We start from the raw sequence: 25,178 nt of genomic DNA, 5'->3' as shown, positions 1-25,178 counted from the left end.
ATAAAGAACGGTGCAAAAACGATTCTGCTCCTGCTTTAGGGGGGGCATTGTATGCAAGCATTTTGCGTGGGGCAATGAAATTTAAGTGTTAATACATTTAAATTCTCCTCTTTATCTATAAATATTCATATAATCATATGTTTATGTGTGCTTTCTAACTTGAATTAATTTTTGTTAGGAGCAGACTAAGGTGCGGTTTTTTAGGCTGTAGTCTGTCTGGCAAACTGAGTATTGCTTAGTGTACCATGTAATAATTGTCTGTTATATTCGTTCAGGGCTGACTTGCCGGTCTGGCTTTGTCTGATAACTGAACTGTGTTACTTGTCTGCATTGTGTCTGTTCACTAATGCAATACTGATTGATTATGCAAAAAAATTTCTATTTAATCAAATAGTTTGCATCATTTTACTGTGTTGGTGATATGGGTTGGATATGATTATCTGCTGCAGGCTGATTTTGGCTATCCTAGTAGCTATATAGATGGTATAGGTAATGAAAAAAAAGGTATTGCTGGGTATTTGTGGTGGTATTGCTGCATATAAAAGCTGTGAGCTGGTGCGGCTACTAAAAAAGTCAGGATATCAGGTAAATGTGGTAATGACGCGGGCCGCTGCTGATTTTGTGAGCCCGACTACCTTTCAGGCGCTGAGTGGAGAACCTGTGTTGCTGGATACGCATGATGGGTCTGGCGGTAATGGTATGGCACATATTAATTTAAGCCGTCAGGCAGATGTGATGCTGATTGCGCCTGCTTCAGCCAATACGCTGGCAAAAATAGCTCATGGTATGGCAGATAATCTGTTAACAACGCTGGTAGCCGCGCGTAGCTGTCCGCTGGCTGTTGCACCCGCGATGAATGTGCAAATGTGGAATAATCCGGCTAATCAGCGCAATCTGGCGTTATTACAGCAGGATCAGATAAAGATATTGGGGCCAGCAGTTGGAGAGCAGGCCTGTGGCGAAGTTGGCAGCGGGCGTATGCTGGAAGCGGCAGAGCTAGCTGATTTATTATGCGATGTCTGGGTACCATCTGTACTGGCGGGAAAAAGGGTGTTGATTACTACCGGAGCCACTTTTGAAGCCATTGATCCGGTACGTGGAATTACCAACATTTCCAGCGGGCAAATGGGAATGGCGCTGGCACGGGCATGTCGTGCTGCCGGAGCAAATGTGTCTCTGGTGTACGGTCAGATACAGACGATGCTGGCACCCGGGCTGGCTTATACTGAACAGGCCGTCAGCGCAGATGCGATGCTGGCAGCAGTGCAGCGTTTAATACCCGAACAGGATGTGTTTATATCGGTAGCTGCGGTAGCTGACTACAAGGTTAAAAATCGCAGTGAACAAAAGCTGAAAAAATTGGCTGGGCAAACTGTACCGACGATAGAACTTACTGAGAATGCCGATATTCTGGCAACCGTAGCCAGCCAGCCTAATGCGCCGTTCTGTGTGGGTTTTGCTGCTGAAAGTGAGCATGTGCTGGAGTATGCGCGTGCCAAACGAAAGAAAAAAGGTGTGCCGTTACTGGTAGCCAATGATGTGAGTCAGGCAATGGGTAAAGCTACTAATCAGGTGATACTGCTTGATGACGAGCAGGAAACTATCTTGCCGCAGATGAGTAAAGATGATACGGCCACTGCTATTGTTGCTCGGCTGGCACAATTGCTTGCGCAGCAGTAATTAAGGCTGTATTTGTGTATTTGGGGCTTATTGTCCTGATATTTTTTAATTGTAAATTATATAAAGACTGGTTTATGAGTGTTTCTGAGTTATCTGTACAAATTAAGGTATTGAATCCGTTAATGGCGGAACAGTTACCACAATATGCAACTATTGGTTCGGCTGGTCTGGATTTACGTGCCTGTATTGAAGCACCTGTTACTTTACAGCCGAGGGAAAGCTTTCTGCTGCCAACTGGGTTGGCAGTATATCTGGCAGACCCTGGCTACGCAGCTTTAATATTGCCACGTTCCGGTCTGGGACATAAGCACGGTATTGTGCTGGGCAATCTGGTAGGGCTGATTGATTCGGATTATCAGGGTGAATTAAAAGTATCGTTGTGGAATCGCAGTCAGGAAGCATATGTAATTGAACCATTGGCACGGATTGCGCAGATGATTATTGTGCCGGTGATGCAGGCGGCTTTTACTATTGTAGATGAGTTTGCGCAAAGTAACCGTGGAGAAGGGGGCTTCGGTAGTACTGGTCATCAGTAAGTTTTTGTATTGAATAAACGAAAAGCAAGGTATCCAGATGGATAACCTTGCTTTTTTTGCCATGGCACTGGCTAAACTGCTTATTACAAATTTACTTTAGCATTCTGACCGGCCGCATAGAGTGATGGTTGGTATCGCATTATTGTTGGCGATAGCGCTCAATCAGCATATTCTGCATATTGGTTACAGATTCATTTTCTGCTGCTTTAATACGCTGATATCGGCCATCAGGCTGCATCAGCCATGCGCATTGATTATCAGCCAAGGCGAGCATTAGAGTTTCTTTGATTATACGTTGTTTTAGCTCGGGCGTTTCAATTGGTGTGCAAATTTCTACACGGCGAAATAGATTGCGCCCCATCCAGTCGGCGCTGGATATCCATACTTTAGTGTCACCACCGTTTTCGAAATAAAAAACGCGTGCATGTTCCAGCAGACGGCCGACAATGGAGCGAACACGAATATTTTCCGATAAGTCTTTAACACCCGGGCGCAGCACGCACATACCGCGTACAATCAGCTCGATTTGTACACCGGCTTGGCTGGCTGCATACAGGGCATTAATTATAGAGGGTTCAACCAGAGCGTTCATTTTGGCAATAATACGTGCTGTTTTACCGGCTTTTGCCTGTTCGATCTCTCCGTCAATACTGTCGAGTAGCATTTTGTGCAATGTAAACGGGCTCTGAGCTATTTTATTCAGATGATTGGGCTGCCCCAGCCCGGTAATTTCCATAAATACAGTGTTGACATCAACACTGATGTCGGGGTTACAGGTCATTAGTCCAAGGTCGGTATAGATGCGGCTGGTACCCTGATGATAGTTGCCAGTGCTAACATGCGCATAGCGTTTCAGTTTGCCGTCTTCGCGGCGCACAATCAGCGCCATTTTGGCATGAACCTTGTAGCCGAATACACCATATACCACGTGAGCGCCGGCAGCTTCTAGCTGACTGGCCCAGTTCAGATTAGTTTCTTCATCGAAACGTGCCATCAGTTCAACCACAACCGTAACCTGTTTACCGGTCACTGCTGCTTTCATCAGTGCCTTCACCAGATCAGAATTACTACCGGTGCGGTAGATAGTCATTTTGATAGCAATGACCTGAGGGTCGTCTGCTGCTTCCTGAATCAGACGCACTGTTGGTTCAAAAGACTGATAGGGGTGATAGAGCAGAATATCGCGTTGGCTGATGATACTGAATAGGTCGCGATTTTTATTGAGTACGGCTGGCGTTCCGGGAATAAATGGCGGAAATTTTAAATCATTGCGTTCAACCATATCCGGTACGGCCATCAGGCGTACTAGATTTACCGGTCCGTTCACCCGATATAGCTCATCACGTCCCAGATGGAAATGACTGAGGAGGAAGTCGTAAACACGTGCCGGACAGTTGTCTGCTACTTCTAAACGCACTCCGTCTCCATATTGACGTCCTTGTAACTCACCGGCAATGGCGGTACGCAGGTTTTCCAAATCCTCTTCGTCAACGCTTAAATCGCTGTCGCGGGTAATGCGGAACTGGTAGCAGCCCTTGACACTCATACCTGTGAATAGAGTATGGACGTGAGCATGCAGAATTGAAGACAGAAATACGAAACCATCGTGTCCATTGCATAATTCTTTAGGCATCTTCAATACCCGTGGCAGAATACGCGGTGCCTGTACAATGGCCATGCCTCCGGTTCGGCCGAAAGCATCTTTGCCCTCTAGCTCTACCGCAAAATTCAGTGATTTATTGAGTAAACGCGGAAAGGGGTGAGATGGATCCAGTCCGATAGGTGTAAGAATAGGTAACAACTCATGCTGGAAATAATCAGCCACCCATTGGCGTTGTGCCTCGCTCCATGCACTGCGCGCATAAAACGATATGCCTTCACTGCGCAAAGCTGGAATCAGCTCGTTGTTAAACAGACGGTATTGTTCGGCAATAATGGCATGTGCTTGTTTGGTTACATGGGCGATAACGGTATCCGGCAGTTCGCCATTGGCCAACGGAATATGAGGTGAGAGCTGACGGGTACGTCGCAGCCATGCCATCCGTACTTCAAAAAATTCATCCAGATTGGAAGAAACAATACATAGAAAACGTAAACGTTCGAGCAGGGGCACCTGTGTATCCTGTACCTGTGCCAGTACACGACGATTGAATGCCAGTAGGCTAAGTTCACGGCAAAGTAGGTGTGGCTGAATTTCGGACATGGGACATACCTCTGACTGTCATTATGGGTAAGGGCGTGTCTGTTTGGTGTTAAGTTATTAACATTGGCATTGTTTTACACACAGGTCAAGCGTTATGAGTGTTTGCTGGCGGCCAGCGATTGTGAATAAACTGGCCTGGGTTTTGATAATTCAACACTTTAGCGTAATTGCCAGCAGCAGTTGCATTAACCGGAATATCTTTGGTTACAACACTGCCTGCGCCAATGGTGGCATTGTCACCAATGCAGACGTTTTCAACTAAATTACAGTTAGGGCCGATATAGACATTGTCACCAATAACGGCAGCCGATCCATTGTTGGCACCAATTACTGTATAGGGTGAAAGATTGACATTATTACCCAGCCGGGCACTGCTGTTAATAATCAACGGCCCGCCATGACCGATATATAGCCCGTAGCCAATGGGAGTATGCGGAGAGATAATGATTCCGCTACGGCGTTTTTGCCACACATACATTGGATAGGCTAGCTTACGCCATATTCCCGGTGCGGAAGCCAGTCTGAGCCAGCAGGAAAAGCGAAAGCCCCGGTTATAAAAATAGTGGCGTATGAATGTACGCCAGTCAGTACGGCCACTGTAACGAAATAAATCACTTTTAATAAGCTGTATAACCATAAAAGCTGTAACAAAGTATTGGGCAAATAAAATAGCTGTTCATCTGCATACAGTCGAACAGCTATTGGGTTTTATTCCTGTGGCGGAGTATAGCCGCTGATTTGGTCGGCTCCTTCTCCGAAGAAATAATTTTCCATTTGTTGGATAACATACTGGCGGGCACGCGGATCAGCCAAACTGAGACGGTTTTCATTAATAATCATGGTCTGATAACGTAACCAGCCGTCCCAAGCTTCCTGAGATACGTTATCGTAAATGCGCTTACCCAGTTCATTGGGAAATGGCGGAAATTTCAATCCGGGTGCTTCTTTGCCCAGTTTGACGCAATGCACCATATGACTCATGTGACTTCCTTTATGGCAATCAGGGAAAAGGGTAGATTGTAAAAGATTTTTTACTGGTTGCGTTCAAAGTTGGCGGCAAAATATTTTCGATTGGCGTTTATTGCTGGTGTATTGCTGCTGCCGTTTTGGCGGTAATTGCTCCAGTGTGGCACTGGTAAAGCCACGTTCGACAAACCAATCGCCGGTGTGGGTGCTCAGTGCAAACAGTGTCTGTAGCTGTAGCTGTTGTGCCTGTTTGATGACATGTGCCAGCAATAACTCTCCGTAGCCGCGTGCCCGCGCGTTCGGGGAAACAATCAGACAGGCCAGCTCACCAGCGTTATCCTTGGGATAAACATGCAGAGCTACACAACCGTAGACATAGCAATCCTGTTCCAGTACGGAAAATTCATGTATATGGTTTTCCATGTATTCACTGTCGCGCGGTAGTAATATACCGGCCGCCTCCAATGGGGCAATCAGTTGCAGAATTTCGCCAATATCCTTATTCTCAGCCCGACGGATGCGCATGAACGGGGCCTTGGCCATGGCGGTGCCACTGCCTTCGCGAGTAAATAATTCCTGTAGCAGGCTACCGTCTTGCAAGCCGGAAACAACGTGTACGCGCTGTACACCATGTTCGAGTACACGCGCCGCCGTTTGTAACAATTCAGTTTGACGTTTATCAGTAATGTTTCTGGCCAGAAGCTGACGGATTTCGATACAGTTCAGTTCACTGATGGTTTGCTGCTTCTCATCCAACAAGCCGTGCTGTGTGCCCAGAAAAATCAGTTTTTCCGCTCTGATCGCTTCGGCCACGGCCTGAGCAACTTCATTCACCTGTAAGCGGTAGGATTGGCCACTGAGTGAGTGGCCTATCGGGCTGATTAATACCAGCTGATTATGTGCCAGACGTTCTTCAATGGCCGCTGCATCTACTTTACGTACACAGCCACTGTAACCCATATCAATACCATTAATCACACCCAGTGGTTTGGCACGCAGAAAATTGCCTCCAGCGATACGTACATTGGGTGCGCTGTGTTCCATTACCTGTGTTGGTATCATAGATAACGTTGCTTCCAGATTGAAGCGTGCTATTCCACTGGCCTGTTTAACCAGTTCAAGAGCATTTTCATCAGTAATAGGATTTTCATCAATGCTGATGGCGGTGTTGCGCCCGGCAATGGCCTGGATAAACTGGCTGCAACCATGAATGATGACCAGTCGCATGCCAAGACTGGTGAGTAAAAGTATATCGGCAGCCAGTGCCGCCAGTTTGTCGCTTACCAGAACATGGCTACTGATGGCCAATACCAGAGTCTTGCCATTAAGATGGTGAATATAAGGGGAAGCCTGACGAAAATCGTGAATAAACTGGTTTTTGTGAAAAAATTCTTGATTACCTACAGGGAAGTTCATCTTACTGCCATTAAATAAAATAATTGCATCATCAGTACCGTTAACGCAACAATTGTCGCCAGAGTCCAGTTAAATTCTTTGGATAATTTGTCCTGCTGATGGTGCAGGAATTCTGTTTTGGCATGGATGGCATCAGTTTTTTCGATGGCATCATTGAGCAGTAATGGTACATCTGCCTGATTTGGGTTGTCATTAGGCAATAAGGTAAAAACAAGATTATTCAAGTTATTCACATTACTATTCATGGAAATATTGGTAGTGTTTTCCTCAGGTACATGTACCGGTATATTGGTAGTGGCTGGTTTTTCTTTTACTTGATTTTGTGCAGCAGCACGGTTGAGCAGCAGTTCACTGCTGGCTAGTTGTGGCTGCGGCGTTGATAAATGTTCAGGTTCCGGCTCAGCTACTGTAGGCAGGCGCATTTCAACTTTGTTGGCCACCTGATTTAACAGGGTATTCAGATTTGGCCGTTTGTCGATAGATGCGGTATTTTTTGGTGTGGGTGCACTGGTATAGATTTGTGTCTGCGTGCGTTTTGAGTTGTTGGTCTGATTCAGTACGCTGGTCAGCATATCCATAACTTCGTCGGCACTCGGTACCTGCTGGTCAGAAGCAGAAATACCATTTCTGCTGGCCGCAGCCTGCGGAGTAGCGTTTTTATTAGCGCGGATTTTCGATACAACGGTAAATCCGTGCTGACACTGACGACACACAACCCGTCCTCCATTGCATGGTGGTGTCGTTACGGTATTTTCTGCATGACATTTAGGACAAATAACAGTAATTGTTTTAGACATGATTATTTTAGCAAACCAAAATAGTTAAAGAAGGAGGAAATTTAATAGTGTCAAAAGTGGATAGCTGGTAGATTGCGTTAGTGTGTTTTATCAGTGCTGCCAGAAATTGGCAGCGCCAGATGATTATGCTCTTTTCCGACCACTAATACATACCCAGCCATCCAGTGTTTTGGGTGGATTCAAATCAAACCACTGGCGATAAATTTCACTCAGTTCTTCTGTCTGTTCAGCCAGAATTCCTGACAGAACAATTTCACCACCGGTGCGGGTACGTTCAGCAAGCATTTGGGCCAGCAGACGCAGCGGATTAGCCAGAATATTGGCAATAACAATATCGAATTGCTGTTCAGCAGGTAATTCGTCTGGCAGAAAAAACTCAGCATCTACCTGATTCTGTAGTGCGTTATCCTGACTGGCGCGTATGGCTTGCGGATCGATGTCTACACCACAAGCGCGGCCTGCACCCAGTTTCAGCGCTGCGATTGCTAAAATGCCTGAGCCACAACCATAATCAAGTAGGGTTTCGCCACCATGCACATGTTTATCCAGCCATTGCAGGCATAAATGGGTAGTAGGATGGCTACCCGTACCAAACGCCAGCCCAGGATCTAATTGTAGATTAATGATGTCCGGCTCGGTTGGCTGATTGTGCCACGACGGTGTAATCCACAAGCGAGAAGAAATCTGAATCGGATCAAACTGTGATTGCGTCAATCGTACCCAGTCCTGTTCAGGAATGGTTTCCAGATAATAATGCGGCATATCAATAGCGCAATCCCGTGCAGCAGCAGATACAATGGCTTCAATATCGGCATTCTCATCGAAAAGAGCCACGATATTGCTTTGTTGCCACACCTGCTCGGTAGGCATATCCGGCTCGCCAAAAATTGGCTGCTCATTATCATTACCGGCATTGGCGTCTTCAATAGCGGTACTTAATGCGCCGTTTTCAATCAGTGCATCAGAGAGTTTATCAACCTGATCCTGTGTAACTGTGATAACAACTTGTTGGTAGTGCATGGCTTTTTTACCGTATGTGGATGTTTTATAAAACTTCAGGCAGCCACTGCGGCTGCCTGTAAACAAAAGCGCAATGTATGCGTATTGTAAATTATTTTTTGTCTTCTTTGTGTTTTTGTAACCATTGTTCAAGGTAATGAATGCTTTCACCACCATGAATAAAGCCCGGATCAGCAAAAATGTCACGATGCAGGTTGATATTGGTTTTAATGCCAGTAATAGCCAGTTCCCGCAGTGCTACTCGCATTTTGGCAATGGCTTCTTCGCGATTACGACCGTGGGTACAGACTTTACCAATCATACTGTCGTAGTAAGGCGGTACTGTGTATCCTTGATAAATGTGGCTATCAATACGCACACCGTTTCCACCGGGCTGGTGGCAACTGGTAATCAGACCGGGGCTGGGTACAAAGGTGTATGGGTCTTCAGCATTAATCCGGCACTCGAAAGCATGTCCCTGCAAGCGGATATCATCTTGTGTATAGGACAATGGCAGACCTGAGGCAACACGGATCTGTTCCTGCACGATATCCACACCGGTAATCAGTTCAGTGATGGTATGCTCAACCTGTACACGGGTATTCATTTCAATGAAGAAAAATTCGCCGTCTTCATACAAAAATTCAAATGTACCCGCACCACGATAGCCAATCCGCTTACAAGCGGCCACACAGGCAGTACCGATACGTTCACGCTCTTCAGGTGTGATAAATGGTGCCGGAGCTTCCTCAACCACTTTTTGATGACGCCGCTGCATAGAGCAGTCACGCTCACCCAGATAGATGGCATTACCATGTTCATCACACAGTATCTGGATTTCAACATGACGCGGTTTTTGCAGATAGCGTTCCATATAGACAGCCGGATTGCCAAAAGCTGCACCAGCTTCTGTGCGGGTCATTTCTACCGCCGCCAGCAAATCTTCCGCCTTTTCTACTACACGCATACCGCGGCCACCACCACCGCCGGAAGCTTTGATAATCACCGGATAACCAACTTGTGCACCGATTTTTTCAATTTCATGCGGGTCTTCCGGCAATGCGCCGTCTGAACCGGGTACACAGGGTACACCCGCAGCCTGCATGGCCTTTTTGGCAGAAACCTTGTCCCCCATCTGGCGGATGGTTTCTGGGCGCGGGCCGATAAATACAAAACCAGACTGTTCCACCTGTTCAGCAAAACCATCATTTTCAGCCAGAAAACCATAGCCTGGGTGAATGGCATCAGCGTCGGTTACTTCAGCTGCGGAGATCAGAGCAGGAATATTCAGATAACTCTGAGCAGAACTAGCCGGGCCAATACACACAGATTCATCTGCCAGCTTCACATGTAAGGCATCACTGTCGGCTTCAGAATGCACAGCTACGGTTGCAATGCCCATTTCATGGCAGGCGCGCAAAATGCGCAGCGCAATTTCGCCACGATTGGCAATAAGAACTTTTTTTAGCATAAGGCAATACCTTGTAAGAAACGGGAAATATTACTGATACTGAGGATTACTCAATAATAAACAGCGGTTCACCGAACTCAACAGGCTGCCCATTGGATATAAGAATTTCTTTCACCACACCACTGTGGTCAGCTTCGATTTCATTCATCAGTTTCATAGCCTCAATGATACACAAGGTATCACCGGCATTAACCGTCTGACCCACTTCAACAAATGGTGCGGAATTAGGGCTGGCTGCCCGGTAAAATGTTCCGACCATCGGTGATTTTACTGCTTTGCTCAGGTCGGGGCCAGCCGCTGCCGGTGCTGCCGCAGGTTCTGCGGCCGCTGCCGGTGCAGTCACAACAGCAGGCTGTTGCTGCTGCATCGGTGCTGCATATATTGGCTGGGTTGCAGCAGTAGTGCGGGTAATGCGTACCTTTTCCTCTCCTTCGGTAACCTCGATTTCGGCAATACCCGACTCTTCTACCAAATCAATAAGTTTTTTCAGTTTACGTAAATCCATATTATGAACCCCTGTGTGATAGGACTTAGCCGCAATAGGTATTAGTGTTGGCGGCTGGTCTCTTGAATGTATTCAATTGCCCGATGTAATGCCGCTTCATAACCATATATGCCCAGACCACAGATTACTCCCATAGCAATATCGGACAGATAGGAATGGCGCCGGAAAGCTTCGCGGGCATGTACATTGGAAATATGCACCTCTATAAATGGTTTGCCTGCGGCAGCAAAAGCGTCGCGAATGGCCACACTGGTATGGGTAAATGCGCCCGGATTAATGATAATAAACTGAGTATCATCAGTTAAAGCCGCCTGAATGCGTTCGGTCAGAATATGTTCAGCATTGCTTTGCAGTGTTTCTAGTGTCATACCGGCTGCCTGTGCCTGTCCCAGCAGTTTCTGATTGATGTCTGCCAGTGTGGTGTGACCATATATATGCGGCTCACGTACACCCAAAAGATTAAGATTGGGGCCGTGTAAAACCAGAATAGAGGCACTCATAGATTGGTTGGTTATAGCAAAATTGCGTCATTTTTGCCGAAAATGCGTGCAGATGTCCAGTATTTTCGTATTTATTTCACTTTGTAAATAGCGTCTTTCTGTACTAGAGTACTCTGGCAGCCTTATTTTGCGTGCTTACCACTATCACTGCCACGTGGATACACATAATTCTTTAGGTTATAAACATTCAACGTTTTTATGGTTTAATAAATGTGCACATATTTTATCTTCGTGCCAAATAAAGCTTGAAGTTTCATCTTAACTAAAATCAATTAAATAATATTTAGCAATTTGAGGCTGATTCCGTAAAAACACACTAGCTAAATCAAAAAGTATCAGCTTGTTGACTGGCCGTATTGATATTTAGAAAAATTAAAAAATAAATGTTGTGTATTGCAATGCAAATCAAACATCTGGAAAAAACAGTAATATTAGTCACAGGCACTGGCAGTATTTGTTCCGCAACAATATAGCAACATCAAAATATTTTATTGACAGCATAATTGATTATTTGCAGGTATTTTTCACAGATGATTTAAAACAACAGTTTACTTAAAAGAATAAAAACAAGGGTAGATAAAATAAAGTTCTGATTTAATATTGCATTTAGTTATTGTAACTAAATTAATTATAAAATTTAAGATAACATTGATTCTCAATAAATCTGATAATTGATCTCTGTCCAGCGGTCTTTTATATACTGCTGCTTCGCAGCTTGCACCAGCAGGCATATAATATGTCTTTTGCCTTTTTCAGGCACTCGTACATGCATATTAATGATTTTGATTTTGATTTGCCGCCAGAACTGATTGCACAGCATCCGCCGGCAGAACGTGGTAGTAGTCGTTTGCTGGTATCTTTGCCCGGGCAACAGTTGGTAGATAGCAAATTTGCACAGTTGGCCGACTATGTTGAAGCAGGTGACGTGCTGGTGTTTAACAATACCCGTGTAATGAAAGCACGCCTGTTCGGTCACAAGGCCAGTGGTGGTCAGATTGAAGCGTTGATTGAGCGCGTGCTGGATGCACATACTGCTCTGGCGCATGTGCGTTCATCCAAATCCCCCAAACCGGGCACAGAACTGATTTTTGAAGGTGGCTTGCATGCACAGATGCAAGCTCGTCAGGGTGAACTGTTTGTGCTGCATTTTGCTGGTAGCCAGACGGTCTGGGAATTGCTGGCTATTCACGGCCATCTGCCTTTGCCGCCATACATTACCCGTTCGGCTGATGATGACGATGATGAACGTTATCAGACGGTGTATGCCAAACATGAAGGTGCGGTGGCTGCACCTACTGCCGGTTTGCATTTTACTGATACCATTTTGCAACAGTTGCAAACTAAAGGCGTGCATCTGGCTGAGGTAACCCTGCATGTGGGTGCTGGTACTTTTCAGCCAGTACGGGTAGAGAATATTGCCGAACACCACATGCACAGTGAATGGTATGACGTAAGTGAAGTGGTAGTCGCAGAAATTGAAGCTGCTCATGCACGCGGTAATAAAGTTTGGGCGGTGGGTACCACAGCAGTACGTGCACTGGAATCAGCGGCACGCAGTGGAAAATTGCAGGCTGGACAAGGGGATACTAATATATTTATTACACCCGGATACCAGTTTAAGGTCATCGATCGCATGATTACCAATTTTCACTTGCCTAAATCAACTTTATTGATGCTGGTGAGCGCCTTTAGTGGTTATGATGAAATCCGTGCCATTTACCAGCATGCCATTGCAGCACAATACCGTTTTTTTAGTTATGGCGATGCCATGCTGCTAGGTAATCTGGCGCAAGTAAAAACAAAATAAAGGAACAGACCATGAGAATGTTACATACTATGCTACGCGTAGGCGATCTGGATAAATCACTGGCGTTTTATCAGGATGTACTGGGTATGAAACTGTTGCGGCGCGAAGATTTTCCCGGTGGCCGTTTTACTTTGGCCTTTGTCGGCTATGGTGAAGAATCTGATAGCACTGTGCTGGAATTAACCTATAACTGGGATACTCATGCCTATGAATTGGGTACCGGCTACGGCCATATTGCCATTGAAGTTGATGATGCTTATGCTGCCTGTGATGCTGTGCGGGCTAAGGGCTGCCGAGTAACACGAGAGGCCGGACCTATGCAGCATGGCACAACAGTAATCGCGTTTGTGGAAGATCCGGATGGTTATAAAATTGAATTCATTCAGAAAAAGAAATCTGCATAATTAATTGCGCCGGCTGTGTTTTAGGCTAAAACGTTGCCATAAATGCTGATATTCCGACAGATGGCAGTGTTGCCATCTGTTTCTGTATAGCCATGGTATTTCCATGCTTGACGCTGGCTTTGTCTGCCTACTATGATGTGGTTTCACATGCTTATGCATCCGGTCTGGGACGGCCTAGCCGGTAAATTCTTATGCAGGACGGCCTGCATTAGCCTGTACAGGAACAATTATGGCTTGGCTGTCATTATTTCTGGCCGGATTACTGGAAGTAGTTTGGGCCATTGGTCTTAAATATTCACAGAATTTCACTAAATTTATTCCCAGCATTATTACTTTGGCAGCTTTAATAGGCAGCTTTCTGTTACTGGCACAGTCGATGCGCTCCTTGCCAGTAGGAACAGCCTATGCGGTATGGACTGGGATTGGCGCGGTGGGTGCAACAATTGTGGGCATTATCGTGTTCAGAGAGCCGGCCGGTGCCATGCGCTTGATTAGTCTGGGACTGATTATCATTGGTATTATTGGCCTGAAATTTGGTGCTCACTAAAGCATCACAGTATTCGGCTGCGTGCAGTGTCTGCTTAAAATCTTTTGTTATATCCATTAATAGCAATTAGCAGGCTAGACTTTTACCTTTTTATATTAAATAATAATAATTATCATTATTTAATATAAAAAGGTAATTTGTTATGAAAAAAATCTTAACAATGGCTGTTTTATCAGCGCTGGCTCTGGGATTGAGTGCCTGTCAAAGTGCACCGGTGCATGTTACTCAGGCCGGTGAAGAAATTAAGATGCCAGCGGCACCACAAAAAATTGTGGTGATGGATTTTGGTGCACTAGATACGCTGGACGCACTGGGTGTCGGCAATCGGGTGAAAGCGGCACCTGTAAGCAATATTCCTGCGTACCTGCAACAATATCATAATGATCAGGTACAGAATGCAGGCCAGATGAAAGAGCCGGATATAGCCGCTATTCAGGCACTCAAACCAGACCTGATTATTATGAGCGGACGCCAGAATGCTTTCTATAAAGATTTAAGTACCATTGCTCCTACCCTGAATTATTCAGTTAATGCCGCAGATGGGCATTATTATGAGGATGTGAAAAAGCAAATCCGTCTGCTGGGTAAAATTGCCGGCAAGGAAGCGCAGGTGCAACAGCAAGTGAAAGCATTAGATCTGAAAATGAGTGCGGCCCGCGAGCTGGCACAACATTCAGGCCAGAAAGCCATCGTGGTGTTGCATAATGACGGCCATGTCATGCTGATGAATCAGGGCACCTATCCGGCACTGATTTTCGATGAACTGAAAATTAAACGTGCTGTGGCCGCGGATGCACTGCCCACACCTGTTATCGGTGATAATGGCAGGCCTGCCCCTGTAATGGTGGATAGCCAGTTTATCAACCAATACCATCCAGATATTGTTTATGTTGTTGACCGCAGCAAAGCCATCGGAAATACGCCGATACGCAATGATTATTTTGATGACAAAGTATTGAAGCGTGCCGGTACAAAAATAGTCTATCTCAGTGCCGACTTATGGTATCTGTCTGGTAATGGACTGGAAAGCCTGAACCGGCAGATTGATGAAGTTGTGAAATCATTGAAAAAAAGTTAATTAACATTACATTTTGTTAAGCAATAACCAGTCATTAATTTTGATGGCTGGTTTTTTTTATCTGGTGCTTTTCCGTATGTCCTGGAGCGGATATTAATGACTTTTGTCTATGCCAATTTGATGTTATTGTTAAGTTTTTTAAATCAGGCAGAAATAACGCCATTATTGCGGCTTTATTGCCATGTTTTCGATACTATAACGGTTGTAAAGAAATCATAGAATATTGCTAATCTCGCCAGCCAGTGGCTTGATGGCATATCACTTACTGTCAAAAAATTATTTTTACGGCACCTTCCTCGGAAAGGAATAAAAATGAAGATAGGTATCCCACGCGAATCTCTTGCCGGTGAAACCAGAGTAGCGGCTACGCCGAAAACCGTTACCCAGCTGATTAAATTGGGGCATGAAGTTATTATTGAGCATGATGCCGGTAAAGCAGCCAGTCTATCTGACGGGTTGTATCAAGAAGCTGGTGCAACTGTGGCTGATGCCTCCACTGTCTGGCAGTGCCCGCTGATATTCAAGGTAAATGCCCCTAATGCAGATGAAATCACAGCCATGAATGAAGGGACGATTCTGGTCAGCTTTATTATGCCGGCACAACAGCCCAAACTGCTTGAACAGTTACAGGAAAAAAAGATAACTGTGTTGGCTATGGATATGGTTCCGCGCATTTCGCGCGCACAGGCGATGGACGCCTTGTCTTCGATGGCCAATATTAGCGGCTATCGCGCCGTTATCGAAGCTGCGGAAAATTTCGGCCGTTTTTTTACTGGTCAGATTACAGCTGCCGGCAAAGTTCCGCCAGCTGAAGTGCTGGTAATCGGTGCTGGGGTGGCTGGTTTGGCTGCCATTGGTACTGCGCGTCAGCTTGGTGCCATAGTCAATGCTTTTGATACCCGACCGGAAGTAGCCGATCAGATTGAATCCATGGGTGGTAATTTCCTGCATTTAGACTATCAGGAAGAGGAAAGCAGCAGTGGTGATGGCTATGCCAAAACCATGAGTGCCGCCTATATAGAAGCTGAAATGAAATTGTTTGCCGAGCAGGCAAAACAGGTTGATATCATCATTACTACAGCCGCGATTCCGGGTAAACCTGCACCAAAATTAATTACCCGCGAAATGGTAGACAGTATGCGCGAAGGTTCAGTAATTGTTGACCTAGCTGCTGCTACTGGTGGTAATTGCGAATATACAGAGCCGGGTAAAATCATCACTACTGCCAACGGAGTAAAAATAATCGGCTATACCGATATGGCCAACCGGCTGGCCGGCCAGTCCTCACAGCTTTATGGCACTAATCTGGTGAATCTGGCGCGCCTGCTCACACCTAATAAAGATGGTGAATTGGCTCTAAACTTTGAGGATGTGATTATTCGTAACATGACTGTTACCCATGAAGGCAACAGCATGTATCCGCCACCGCCTATTCAGGTATCTGCTGCGCCAAAAGTGGCACCAAAAGCCGTAGCGTCTGCCGCCACCACGCCGACAATACAGCCAGATACAACAAAGAAAAAAATTATCTGGGCGGCAATTGCAGTTATTCTGTTGTTATGGGTTGGTGCCGTGGCTCCGGTGGCATTTCTCAATCACTTTATGGTGTTTGTACTGTCCTGCGTAGTAGGCTACTTTGTGGTATGGAATGTTAACCATGCCCTGCATACACCATTAATGTCGGTAACCAATGCCATTTCCGGCATTATTGTGCTGGGTGCACTGCTGCAAATCGGGCAGGGACATGGTTTTGTGTCGTTGCTGGCCTTTATTGCAGTGGCGATTGTCAGTATCAATATCTTCGGCGGCTTTGCTGTTACCCGCCGGATGCTCAATATGTTTCGTAAGTAAGGGAGAAACAGGATGTCTCAAGGTATCGTAACTGCCGCCTACATTGTTGCTGCCGTATTGTTTATTCTGAGTCTGGCCGGACTGTCGCAGCAGGAAAGTGCCAGACGTGGCTGCTATATGGGGATAGCTGGCATGGCTATCGCACTGATTGCTACCATTTTTAGTCAGGATGCGCACGGGCTGGGCTGGGTGATTATTGCCATGGTGATTGGCGGCGCAGTTGGCTTGCAACAGGCTAAAAAAGTAGAGATGACCCAGATGCCGGAGCTGATAGCCATGCTGCACAGCTTTGTTGGGCTGGCTGCTGTACTGGTAGGCTTTAATAGCTACATCGACCCGCACGATGTAGATTCGGATATGTTCACCATTCATCTGATTGAAGTTTTTCTGGGTGTATTTATCGGTGCAGTAACATTTAGCGGTTCTCTGGTGGCATGGGGGAAACTGAATGGCAAAATTGCCAGTAAACCGTTGCAACTGCCACATCGCCATCTGCTTAATCTGGCTGCACTCGTATTGTCTTTCCTGCTGATGCTGTGGTTTGTGGGTGCGGACGGTTCCGGCTTTGCCCTGATTATGATGACCCTGATTGCACTGGCCTTTGGTTATCATCTGGTCGCCTCAATTGGCGGGGCGGATATGCCAGTAGTAATTTCCATGCTCAACTCCTATTCAGGCTGGGCTGCTGCCGCTGCCGGTTTTATGCTCGACAATGATTTACTGATTGTTACCGGTGCACTGGTGGGTTCTTCCGGTGCCATACTTTCGTATATCATGTGTCAGGCGATGAACCGCAAATTTCTGGCTGTAATCGGTGGCGGTTTTGGTTCCGCACCTATAGCTACCAGTAGCGACAATACTCCTGCCGGTGAAGTGCAGGAAATCAGACCGGAACAGGTAGCTGAAGCACTGAAAAATGCACATAGTGTTATCATCACTCCCGGCTATGGTATGGCGGTGGCACACGCTCAGAATGCTGTAGCCAGCATTACTGCCAAATTGCGTCAGCAAGGTGTGAATGTGCGTTTTGGCATTCATCCGGTAGCGGGTCGTCTGCCTGGGCATATGAATGTACTGCTGGCGGAAGCCAAAGTACCTTATGATGTAGTGCTGGAAATGGACGAAATCAATGATGATTTCAGTGATACTGATGTAGTGCTGGTGATTGGTGCCAATGATACGGTTAATCCGGCAGCAGTTACTGATCCGAATAGCCCTATTGCCGGTATGCCTGTACTGCATGTATGGGAAGCCAAAAATGTGATTGTATTTAAGCGCTCCATGCAATCTGGCTATGCGGGTGTGGATAATCCGCTTTTCTATGAAGAAAATGTCAAGATGTGTTTTGGTGATGCCAAAACCACATTGGACGAAGTAGATAAAAATATTTAAGTGATAGTTAAAAAAAACAGTCTGGAAGGCATCCAGACTGTTTTTTATTGCTGAAATAATCAACCTCAGCTACTGTGTTGTACTGCACCGTAATAGCTTTAAAGCGTTTGCACATAAGAAATATCTGTTTCCATGTGATTATTTTTAACGCATTCAATTATTAAACGGGCTTTGAGCCTATATAACCTTTGGTCTTGTCATGCACTTGCTGGTGTGTTGCAAAGGTAGGTATGACAGATTAAATGGTCTTTATTCTGTGCTAACTACATCAGAATAACGTTAGCTGGCATGTTTTTGATTGCATATTGGTGCAGATGCTGTCTGAAAATCAGCGCTTAGGCATCACTACGGGGCAGAAATCAGCATCAGTCTGAATCAGCGGGCCGCCAACAGCATCCACTGCAATCGGTATCGAAGCAAAAATCCCCGGAATCAGCGTTTTTCCCTGTTCATCTTTTACACCGCCCAATGTTTCAGCAATTGCAGATGGTTTACCGGGTAAATTCAGAATTAAACTGTTACCACGCAATACACCTACCTGACGCGATAAAATAGCTGTAGGCGTGAAGTGTAGACTAATCTGCCGCATCAATTCACCAAAGCCGGGAATCACCCGATCGGCTACTGCAAGCGTTGCTTCTGGTGTCACATCGCGCAGATAGGGGCCTGTACCGCCGGTGGTGAGGATAAGCGGACATGCTTCTTCATCGGCCAGCTGAGTCAGAATGTTTTCAATCAGTGCTTGCTCGTCTGGTATCAGATGCTCAACTAACTCCAGCGGATTCAATACTGCCCGCTGCAACCATTTTTTCAGTTCCGGCAGACCTTGATCAGCGTAGACTCCGGTAGAGGCTCGGTCACTAATAGAAACTAGACCGATTTTTAATAAAGGTAGTGTACTCATATTCAGACCATCCCCAGCATCAAAAAGGCAATTATTGTAATATAGACCTTTTAGCCTGTCAGTGAAGCAAGATGAATTCAGATGAATTAACCCATTTTAATAGCCGCGGTGAAGCACATATGGTTGATGTAGGTGACAAGCCTCACAGTAAACGTGTTGCTATTGCAACCGGCATGATTAGTGTCAATGATACTGCTTACAGTAAAGTACTTAGTGGAGACAGCAAAAAAGGTGATGTGCTTGGCGTAGCACGAATCGCAGCAATACAGGCGGCAAAACAAACCAGTAATTTAATTCCTCTGTGTCATCCCATAGCACTGACTAAGGTAAATGTGGATTTCAGTCTGGATGATGATAATCGCAGGATAGCTATCTGCGTACAAACAGAAAATACAGGCCAGACTGGCGTGGAAATGGAAGCTTTAACCGCAGCCAGTATTGGTTTGCTGACAATTTACGATATGCTTAAAGCCGTAGATCGCAGCATGGTTATCAGTGAGATATGCCTGCAACATAAAGAAGGTGGTCAGTCTGGCATCTGGCAGCGTCAGCCTTAAAAGATGTATCTTCTATTACAGCCAGTGTTTACCATTGGCTGTCTCCGTTGGTAATGATGCAGTTAATACAGATATTTTAGTGGAACTAACATGTTGTGCGACAGGAAAAACTGTTTAATCTTTTAGTTTTTGCTAAAAAGTATTGACTATTCTTGATTAATATTCAGCCCAATTTTTTTACTTTTAAATATTAATTTTTAGTATAAATGAAGATAGGTACTAAGTCTGTATTACTAGTATGATAAACAGATTTTATAATTAATTTATTGATTTATATTGTGAATATTCATTCTATGGCATTGGGTGGCTGTGAAAATGGATTTGATTCAAAAGTAAATATTTATAGTTATACCTATAAATATTTGTATAAGGAATAATAACTAAACCTTAAAAATATATTTAACTTTATGTCAATGACATTAAGATGGCTGAAAATTTTGATAAAAAATTAATGAGATTGTGCCATGTATTTACAAATTAATTTATATAACTAAATTTATGGTTTTTATGGTATTAATTGAATTTATATTTGAAATATCGTAAAATTTTATGAACTGAAAGGAGACTTATCACCAAAAGAAAACTCATAAAAGTAGTTTCAAATGAATAAATGTTAATTAAACCAGTGAACTATTAAGGTTTAATTATAGGAATTACTTATGTTCGTTTTGTTTGAAAAAGCTATAAACTTAACACAAGTTCACATATAATATGTTCACACCTTGTCTTTTTGGATAAAAGATAAATTACCAATAATTGTTATATTACTTGTTAACTTGCAAATTTCTGATCACATATGCTGTGATTCAGACGCAATTTAACTCATGTTCAAGCATTTCATTGCACATGACGACATGGTATCATCAACGCTTACCCGATAGTGATATCGGATTGAGCAGTTGTAGTATAACCCTAGTAGTTAATGCCACACGAGTAAGCTTAAATAGCAACTTTGGATTAATTTTATAATGTTAGCTTGAAATATGTTTAATGTGTTGAGTTACAACTCCTAATATATTCACCTGCTAAATTATATATCAAAAGTTATTTTTAGCAAGGTTTAATTTAATTTTATGTAGGTAATTGTTGTATTTTTTAAGTTTTGAATTGTAAATGATTGTTTAATAATAAATTTTAAATTAGACCTTATATTATTTTTATTTGAAGGTAATTCAAATATGGAAAATTTTAATGTTGGCTTTGCCTCAAGAATGCAGGAAGTTGTGGATATTCTTGGAAGTGTTTCTGAGTTGTCCAGAAGAGTGGAGGTAGCTTACCCAACGGCGTCAAAATGGGTTAAAGAAGGAGCTGAGCCTAGTACTACCAATCTGATTAAAATAGCTCATGTTGCACAGGTAGAAATAAAATGGCTTGCAACCGGCAAAGGACCAAAATTTAGCCAGAAAAGCGCAAATGGAATAGTCAACTATCATGCAGAAGTGTCTAATCCGCAGGCTACAAATACCAATGACATTGGTGAAGCCATTGGTGGTTATAACAATCCTCTCCATACGGTTTATGTTGGTGATTATGCCTTTATTCCAGTCTATTCAACACAAGATCCGAATGATATTGCAGCCACTGAAGGTAAAGCGATATGTACCATTGCCTTTAACCGCAACTGGCTGGAAAATTCTTTGAATGTAGATCCACAAAAACTTAGTACCCTGATTGTCAAAGATGACAGTATGACCGGCGTGCTTAATGATGGTGACCATGTGCTGATTAATCACAGTAAAAAAGCTGGCGGTGATGGTTTGTATGTTTTGCGTATTGGAAAAAATATTCTGATAAAACGCACACAGCTCAAACCAAATAATCAGTTGCTGATAACATCAGCTAATAGTGTGTATGAACCATTCACTATCGATTTAGCTGATACCGAACAGAATTTTGAAATTATAGGCAAAGTAGAGTGGTTTGGTCGTAAAATTTGAGCTAAACAGCATAACCTGAAGGAATAAGATAAGATATATCTGGCTGTGTATATCGCAGCTAGTAAAACTAAAACCGTTAATACCGGTTTTAAAGCGATTTTTATACCAGTATTAAAAATACGCTAAGTGGTATGATTAGTGATGATAATCAAGTTGATTTTTTATCAGGCTGATTTACTGGTTTCGGTATATCGAACTAATTATGTTGAGTAAACTTCTAAGATCTAAATACAAAAATAACGATTACAAACTGGTTTTGAACCTAAATACCCATACTGAATTCAAAGCGCTAAATTCATGCCGTTTCAGCGGCTTTTCCAATAAGTATTTATCATTTACCTTGAAATTACATCAATCTTTACATGGCGTAGACCATTCAATCTGTGCTGGATAACCTAGCGCAACTGGCTATCCTTACTGCCACGCCGGTTATATAAACTAAATGTTTTCTGCATTTGCTTATCGCGTTCTGTTTGACAACTCACACAAAAGCGTACGCCTTGGATTGCCTGACGGCGTGCTAATGGAATAGCTTCACCACATTCTTCACAAAATTCTGCACTTTCTGCTGCCTGATCCATTTGCTGGCGCACATGATTGAGGGCATCTGCTATCGTGCTCTCTATTTGTTGATTCACAGCATCATCTGAAGCCCATCCACTAGCCATAATAAATTCCTTCTAATATCAGGATGTTGAAATGGGGGTTATTCATTGAATTTTCAATATGCTGCTGAAAAACATGATTATTTTAGGACTAGATGACTAAATACACTGGTTGTCTCAATTATGTAGAAAAAAACATAAGCTAAGCGTGAATGCTGGTAGTAAGAACAGAGGACGTTCATTATTTTAATGACTGGTGATGATGAGTATAAAATTATTGAAATAGAGACACAAAAACAACTATTGTTATAGTTGAAAGCAACGAGGGCGAAACGCATTTGTGCGAAATTTAAGGTCGTGTACCAGCTATATAGAATAGAGTTTGATATAAAGATGCTAAACCATATTTTTTACTGACTATCGTATTACTGTTTTACTTTATACAGAAACAGTGTCTGTGAATTATGTAATCCATTGATAATAGGTCAGGTTAATCAGACAAATATAATATATTTCTAAAATCATCATTCAATCAGAAAATTTAAAATCATTGCTGAGTTTTTGCTGCCTGATTTACGGTAATAGGTAGCTATTATTAGTTATTTGGAATATATTGATTATTTACTATCTAATATTAAATTAATATAGCAAAATCATGTATTTATTTACATCTGACTAGATTGCAATATGCGCTATGGTTTTATAGACTGATTTTGATTTCTCTTGTTAAATCAAAATATTGTTAAAAAGGATGCGAATCATGGATGCGCTGAAATTTAAGGAATGTGTAGAAGCATGTAACTGTTGTATAGCCTTGTGTCAGTATTGCTCAACAGCCTGTCTACAGGAAGATGATGTCAAAATGATGGCTAAATGTATCAGTCTGGATCTGCAATGTGCTGAAATGTGTGCCCTTGCAGTTAATTTTATGTGTAAGAACAGTGCTTTTGTTCCACAGGTATGCCAGCTATGTGCTCAAGTATGCCGTGCTTGTGCGCAGGAATGCGGGCGCTTTGATATGGGGCATTGCCAGCGCTGTGCCGAAGCCTGCAATGTCTGTGCAGACAAATGCATGGCCATGGCTGCCTGAGTATTTTAGAAATTATGCAGCCATTATTACAGAAAATGGTTTTCGGAAATAAATCAGCCTGCGATCTTAATTGGTTAAGTTCTGGTAATAGCGGCTTGTATAAGTGATAAAGCATTACAAGGTTAGCTGGATTAATGACTAACCTTGTATAAAGATGTTCTGGTTATGCTTATTTCAGGCCGAGTACATCTTGCATATCAAATAGTCCCTGTCGGTGCTGGCGTAGCCAGACTGCTGCTCGGACGGCTCCATTGGCAAAAGTGGCACGGCTGGAAGCTTTATGACTAATTTCTACGCGTTCGCCATCTGTAGCAAACAGGGCAGTGTGGTCACCTACAATATCACCAGCACGAATAGTGGCAAAGCCGATGGTTTGCGGATCACGGGCACCGGTATGACCTTCGCGGCCGTAAACAGCACAGGTTTTCAGATCGCGACCAAGGGCATCGGCAATTACTTCGCCCATACGCAGCGCAGTGCCAGAAGGAGCATCTACTTTGTGTCGGTGGTGCGCTTCTATGATTTCAATATCGTAGCCTTCGTTTAGCACACGTGCAGCAGTATTAAGCAAGGCAAAGGTCAGATTCACGCCCACGCTGAAATTAGGGGCAAATACAACACCGATTTTTTGCGCTGCTGTAGCAATGCGCTGTTTACCTGCATCATCAAAACCAGTAGTGCCGATAACATCGTTAACACCAAGCTGTTCACAAATAGCCAGATTGCTGAGTGTGGATTCTGGTTTGCTGAAATCAATTAGTACATCAGTGTTATCCAGCACTTTTTCAGGGTCGTGACAAATGCTGACACCGAGTTCCAGTCCGATGGCAAAGCCGGCGTCCAGTCCGATAGCTGGCGAAGCATCATGTGCCAGTGCACCACTTAATACACAATCATGCCGCTGGCTGATACTTTGAATGAGGGCACGACCCATGCGTCCATTGGCACCGGCAACAGCAACTCTCAAGCGAGATGTAGACATAGGGTTACTCCGTTTTACTGGGAACAGTAGCAGATATGGGTTGCGGTTGCGCGGTCAGAGCGTCGCCTTCGGCATGAATCAGTTTACCGTTGACATCAAAATAAAGAGTGAGTTTTCTCTCTTCCTGAATCTCACCGGCACGCGTAACCACAAACAAATAATCCCAGCGGTTGGCATGAAACGGATCGCGTAGTAATGGTGTGCCAAGCAGCATTTGCACCTGCTCACGGCTCATGCCGGGTTGTAATGAGTTCACCACATTCTGGTCAAGTTCATTACCCTGAATGATTTTCAGTTTGTACGACGGAATTTGTGCCAGTTTGGCTGTAGAGCAGGCACTCAGGCCTAGAACGGCCACTGCCAGCAGGCAGTATATTTTTTTCATGCTGATACCTCGGAGCTGGGACGAAATAGTAAGCAATGGCGATGGCGACATTGTATGACACCCAGTGGGCAATTGCCTTAAAAGTGCGTATTATAGCGAGTATTATCATCTAGTGGTGAAATAAGCATCATGAATAACAATGTAGCTCAGCTGAAAGATAACGGTTTAAAGGTGACAGGCCCCAGATTAAAGATTCTGGAGCTATTTGAATCTCAGCCCGAGCAGCACCTGAGTGCAGAAGACGTATACCGGCGCCTGCTGGATGAAGGGGTTGAAATCGGTGTAGCCACCATTTACCGTGTACTTACCCAGTTTGAACAAGCCAATATTCTGCTGCGCCATCATTTTGAAACCGGTAAGGCAGTTTATGAACTGAATCGTGGTGGTCATCATGACCATCTGGTTTGCATTAAATGTGGCAAAGTAACAGAGTTTTGCAGCGAAGAAATTGAAAAACTGCAAAAGAAAATTGCCGATGATAACGGCTACCGTATTGTTGACCATGCGCTGTATATGTATGGTGTATGTAGTGAGTGTCAACAGTTTGACAGTAAATACCTTTGAAT

25 protein-coding genes are annotated in these 25,178 nt (G+C 44.1%); 12 read left to right on the top strand and 13 right to left on the bottom strand.

All coding sequences use genetic code 11. The annotated features are described in order from the left end of the window. Positions 1 to 492 precede the first annotated feature (492 nt). Both coaBC and dut read left to right on the top strand, forming a co-directional pair. A complete protein-coding gene (coaBC, locus tag BHC51_RS08750; RefSeq protein WP_100153816.1) occupies positions 493 to 1,680 on the top strand; it encodes a bifunctional phosphopantothenoylcysteine decarboxylase/phosphopantothenate--cysteine ligase CoaBC in 1,188 nt (395 codons plus the stop codon). A gap of 74 nt (positions 1,681 to 1,754) precedes the next feature. Further along, positions 1,755 to 2,216 (top strand): dUTP diphosphatase, encoded by a 462-nt coding sequence (gene dut / locus BHC51_RS08745; RefSeq protein WP_100153913.1) that lies wholly within the window; start codon positions 1,755 to 1,757, stop codon positions 2,214 to 2,216. 139 nt (positions 2,217 to 2,355) lie between these two features. Here dut and ppk1 read toward each other — a convergent pair whose 3' ends face one another. The 9 genes from ppk1 to aroQ form a co-directional block, all read right to left on the bottom strand. Beyond that, complete coding sequence (gene ppk1, locus BHC51_RS08740) at positions 2,356 to 4,419, bottom strand: polyphosphate kinase 1 (RefSeq protein ID WP_100099633.1); 2,064 nt, start codon at positions 4,417 to 4,419, stop codon at positions 2,356 to 2,358. An 85-nt stretch (positions 4,420 to 4,504) separates the two neighbouring features. Then, positions 4,505 to 5,056 carry a serine acetyltransferase gene (locus BHC51_RS08735; protein WP_100099634.1) on the bottom strand — a complete coding sequence of 184 codons (552 nt, stop codon included), beginning with the start codon at positions 5,054 to 5,056 and terminating at the stop codon, positions 4,505 to 4,507. A gap of 71 nt (positions 5,057 to 5,127) precedes the next feature. After that, complete coding sequence (locus BHC51_RS08730; protein ID WP_100099635.1) at positions 5,128 to 5,400, bottom strand: oxidative damage protection protein; 273 nt, start codon at positions 5,398 to 5,400, stop codon at positions 5,128 to 5,130. Positions 5,401 to 5,463: 63 nt separating this feature from the next. Then, complete coding sequence (argA, locus tag BHC51_RS08725; protein WP_100123611.1) at positions 5,464 to 6,801, bottom strand: amino-acid N-acetyltransferase; 1,338 nt, start codon at positions 6,799 to 6,801, stop codon at positions 5,464 to 5,466. Further along, on the bottom strand, positions 6,798 to 7,598 hold the full coding sequence (locus BHC51_RS08720) for a hypothetical protein (protein ID WP_143558142.1): 801 nt from the start codon (positions 7,596 to 7,598) through the stop codon (positions 6,798 to 6,800). The genes argA and BHC51_RS08720 overlap by 4 nt, the downstream gene beginning before the upstream one ends. 123 nt (positions 7,599 to 7,721) lie before the next feature. Continuing rightward, a complete protein-coding gene (gene prmA / locus BHC51_RS08715) occupies positions 7,722 to 8,618 on the bottom strand; it encodes a 50S ribosomal protein L11 methyltransferase (protein WP_100099680.1) in 897 nt (298 codons plus the stop codon). Between the two features lie 91 nt (positions 8,619 to 8,709). Further along, a complete protein-coding gene (gene accC, locus BHC51_RS08710; RefSeq protein ID WP_100099638.1) occupies positions 8,710 to 10,068 on the bottom strand; it encodes an acetyl-CoA carboxylase biotin carboxylase subunit in 1,359 nt (452 codons plus the stop codon). A 46-nt stretch (positions 10,069 to 10,114) separates the two neighbouring features. After that, on the bottom strand, positions 10,115 to 10,573 hold the full coding sequence (accB, locus tag BHC51_RS08705; protein WP_100099639.1) for an acetyl-CoA carboxylase biotin carboxyl carrier protein: 459 nt from the start codon (positions 10,571 to 10,573) through the stop codon (positions 10,115 to 10,117). A 41-nt stretch (positions 10,574 to 10,614) separates the two neighbouring features. Next, positions 10,615 to 11,073: a type II 3-dehydroquinate dehydratase gene (gene aroQ / locus BHC51_RS08700; protein ID WP_100099640.1), complete on the bottom strand. Its 459-nt coding sequence runs from the start codon at positions 11,071 to 11,073 to the stop codon at positions 10,615 to 10,617. Between the two features lie 766 nt (positions 11,074 to 11,839). Here aroQ and queA point away from each other — a divergent pair. The 6 genes from queA (at position 11,840) to pntB (ending at position 18,152) form a co-directional block, all read left to right on the top strand. Then, on the top strand, positions 11,840 to 12,880 hold the full coding sequence (gene queA / locus BHC51_RS08695; RefSeq protein ID WP_100099641.1) for a tRNA preQ1(34) S-adenosylmethionine ribosyltransferase-isomerase QueA: 1,041 nt from the start codon (positions 11,840 to 11,842) through the stop codon (positions 12,878 to 12,880). Positions 12,881 to 12,891: 11 nt separating this feature from the next. Further along, positions 12,892 to 13,284 (top strand): lactoylglutathione lyase, encoded by a 393-nt coding sequence (gloA, locus tag BHC51_RS08690; RefSeq protein ID WP_100099642.1) that lies wholly within the window; start codon positions 12,892 to 12,894, stop codon positions 13,282 to 13,284. 229 nt (positions 13,285 to 13,513) lie between these two features. Then, entirely contained in the window at positions 13,514 to 13,831 is a 318-nt protein-coding gene (gene sugE / locus BHC51_RS08685) for a quaternary ammonium compound efflux SMR transporter SugE (RefSeq protein WP_100099643.1), read from the top strand. A 142-nt stretch (positions 13,832 to 13,973) separates the two neighbouring features. Further along, positions 13,974 to 14,909 (top strand): siderophore ABC transporter substrate-binding protein, encoded by a 936-nt coding sequence (locus BHC51_RS08680; RefSeq protein WP_100123613.1) that lies wholly within the window; start codon positions 13,974 to 13,976, stop codon positions 14,907 to 14,909. Between the two features lie 312 nt (positions 14,910 to 15,221). Beyond that, a complete protein-coding gene (locus BHC51_RS08675) occupies positions 15,222 to 16,760 on the top strand; it encodes a Re/Si-specific NAD(P)(+) transhydrogenase subunit alpha (protein ID WP_100099645.1) in 1,539 nt (512 codons plus the stop codon). A gap of 12 nt (positions 16,761 to 16,772) precedes the next feature. Further along, positions 16,773 to 18,152, top strand: coding sequence for a Re/Si-specific NAD(P)(+) transhydrogenase subunit beta (gene pntB / locus BHC51_RS08670; RefSeq protein WP_100099646.1), 1,380 nt, complete (start codon positions 16,773 to 16,775; stop codon positions 18,150 to 18,152). 328 nt (positions 18,153 to 18,480) lie between these two features. Here pntB and mog read toward each other — a convergent pair whose 3' ends face one another. Then, complete coding sequence (gene mog / locus BHC51_RS08665; RefSeq protein ID WP_100136322.1) at positions 18,481 to 19,056, bottom strand: molybdopterin adenylyltransferase; 576 nt, start codon at positions 19,054 to 19,056, stop codon at positions 18,481 to 18,483. A gap of 71 nt (positions 19,057 to 19,127) precedes the next feature. Between mog and moaC the strand changes: the two genes are divergently transcribed. Together moaC and BHC51_RS08655 are read left to right on the top strand one after the other, a co-directional pair. Further along, positions 19,128 to 19,613: a cyclic pyranopterin monophosphate synthase MoaC gene (gene moaC / locus BHC51_RS08660; protein WP_100136321.1), complete on the top strand. Its 486-nt coding sequence runs from the start codon at positions 19,128 to 19,130 to the stop codon at positions 19,611 to 19,613. Positions 19,614 to 20,791: 1,178 nt separating this feature from the next. Continuing rightward, positions 20,792 to 21,550, top strand: a complete 759-nt coding sequence (locus tag BHC51_RS08655; protein ID WP_100153815.1) for an XRE family transcriptional regulator — start codon at positions 20,792 to 20,794, stop codon at positions 21,548 to 21,550. Positions 21,551 to 21,945: 395 nt separating this feature from the next. Here the strand turns inward: BHC51_RS08655 and BHC51_RS08650 are convergent, their stop codons facing one another. After that, the gene (locus tag BHC51_RS08650; RefSeq protein WP_100123617.1) at positions 21,946 to 22,218 is read right to left on the bottom strand and encodes a DksA/TraR family C4-type zinc finger protein; all 273 of its coding nucleotides are present in this window, start codon (positions 22,216 to 22,218) and stop codon (positions 21,946 to 21,948) included. Between the two features lie 697 nt (positions 22,219 to 22,915). Between BHC51_RS08650 and BHC51_RS08645 the strand changes: the two genes are divergently transcribed. Beyond that, positions 22,916 to 23,245, top strand: a complete 330-nt coding sequence (locus BHC51_RS08645) for a four-helix bundle copper-binding protein (RefSeq protein ID WP_100099651.1) — start codon at positions 22,916 to 22,918, stop codon at positions 23,243 to 23,245. A gap of 169 nt (positions 23,246 to 23,414) precedes the next feature. On the opposite strand, the gene dapB is transcribed toward BHC51_RS08645, so the two are convergent. Then, positions 23,415 to 24,227, bottom strand: coding sequence for a 4-hydroxy-tetrahydrodipicolinate reductase (dapB, locus tag BHC51_RS08640; RefSeq protein WP_100099652.1), 813 nt, complete (start codon positions 24,225 to 24,227; stop codon positions 23,415 to 23,417). A gap of 4 nt (positions 24,228 to 24,231) precedes the next feature. After that, positions 24,232 to 24,612, bottom strand: a complete 381-nt coding sequence (locus tag BHC51_RS08635; RefSeq protein ID WP_100099653.1) for an outer membrane protein assembly factor BamE — start codon at positions 24,610 to 24,612, stop codon at positions 24,232 to 24,234. A gap of 129 nt (positions 24,613 to 24,741) precedes the next feature. Here BHC51_RS08635 and fur point away from each other — a divergent pair, with 129 nt between their 5' ends. Next, positions 24,742 to 25,176, top strand: coding sequence for a ferric iron uptake transcriptional regulator (fur, locus tag BHC51_RS08630; protein WP_100099654.1), 435 nt, complete (start codon positions 24,742 to 24,744; stop codon positions 25,174 to 25,176). The last annotated feature ends 2 nt before the right edge of the window (positions 25,177 to 25,178 follow it).

It is taken from the genome of Snodgrassella alvi, from assembly GCF_002777745.1.
Classification (GTDB): Bacteria; Pseudomonadota; Gammaproteobacteria; order Burkholderiales; family Neisseriaceae; genus Snodgrassella; species Snodgrassella alvi_D.
Note: the sequence above shows the minus strand (reverse complement) of the source record. Positions and strands in the feature narration are given on the sequence as shown.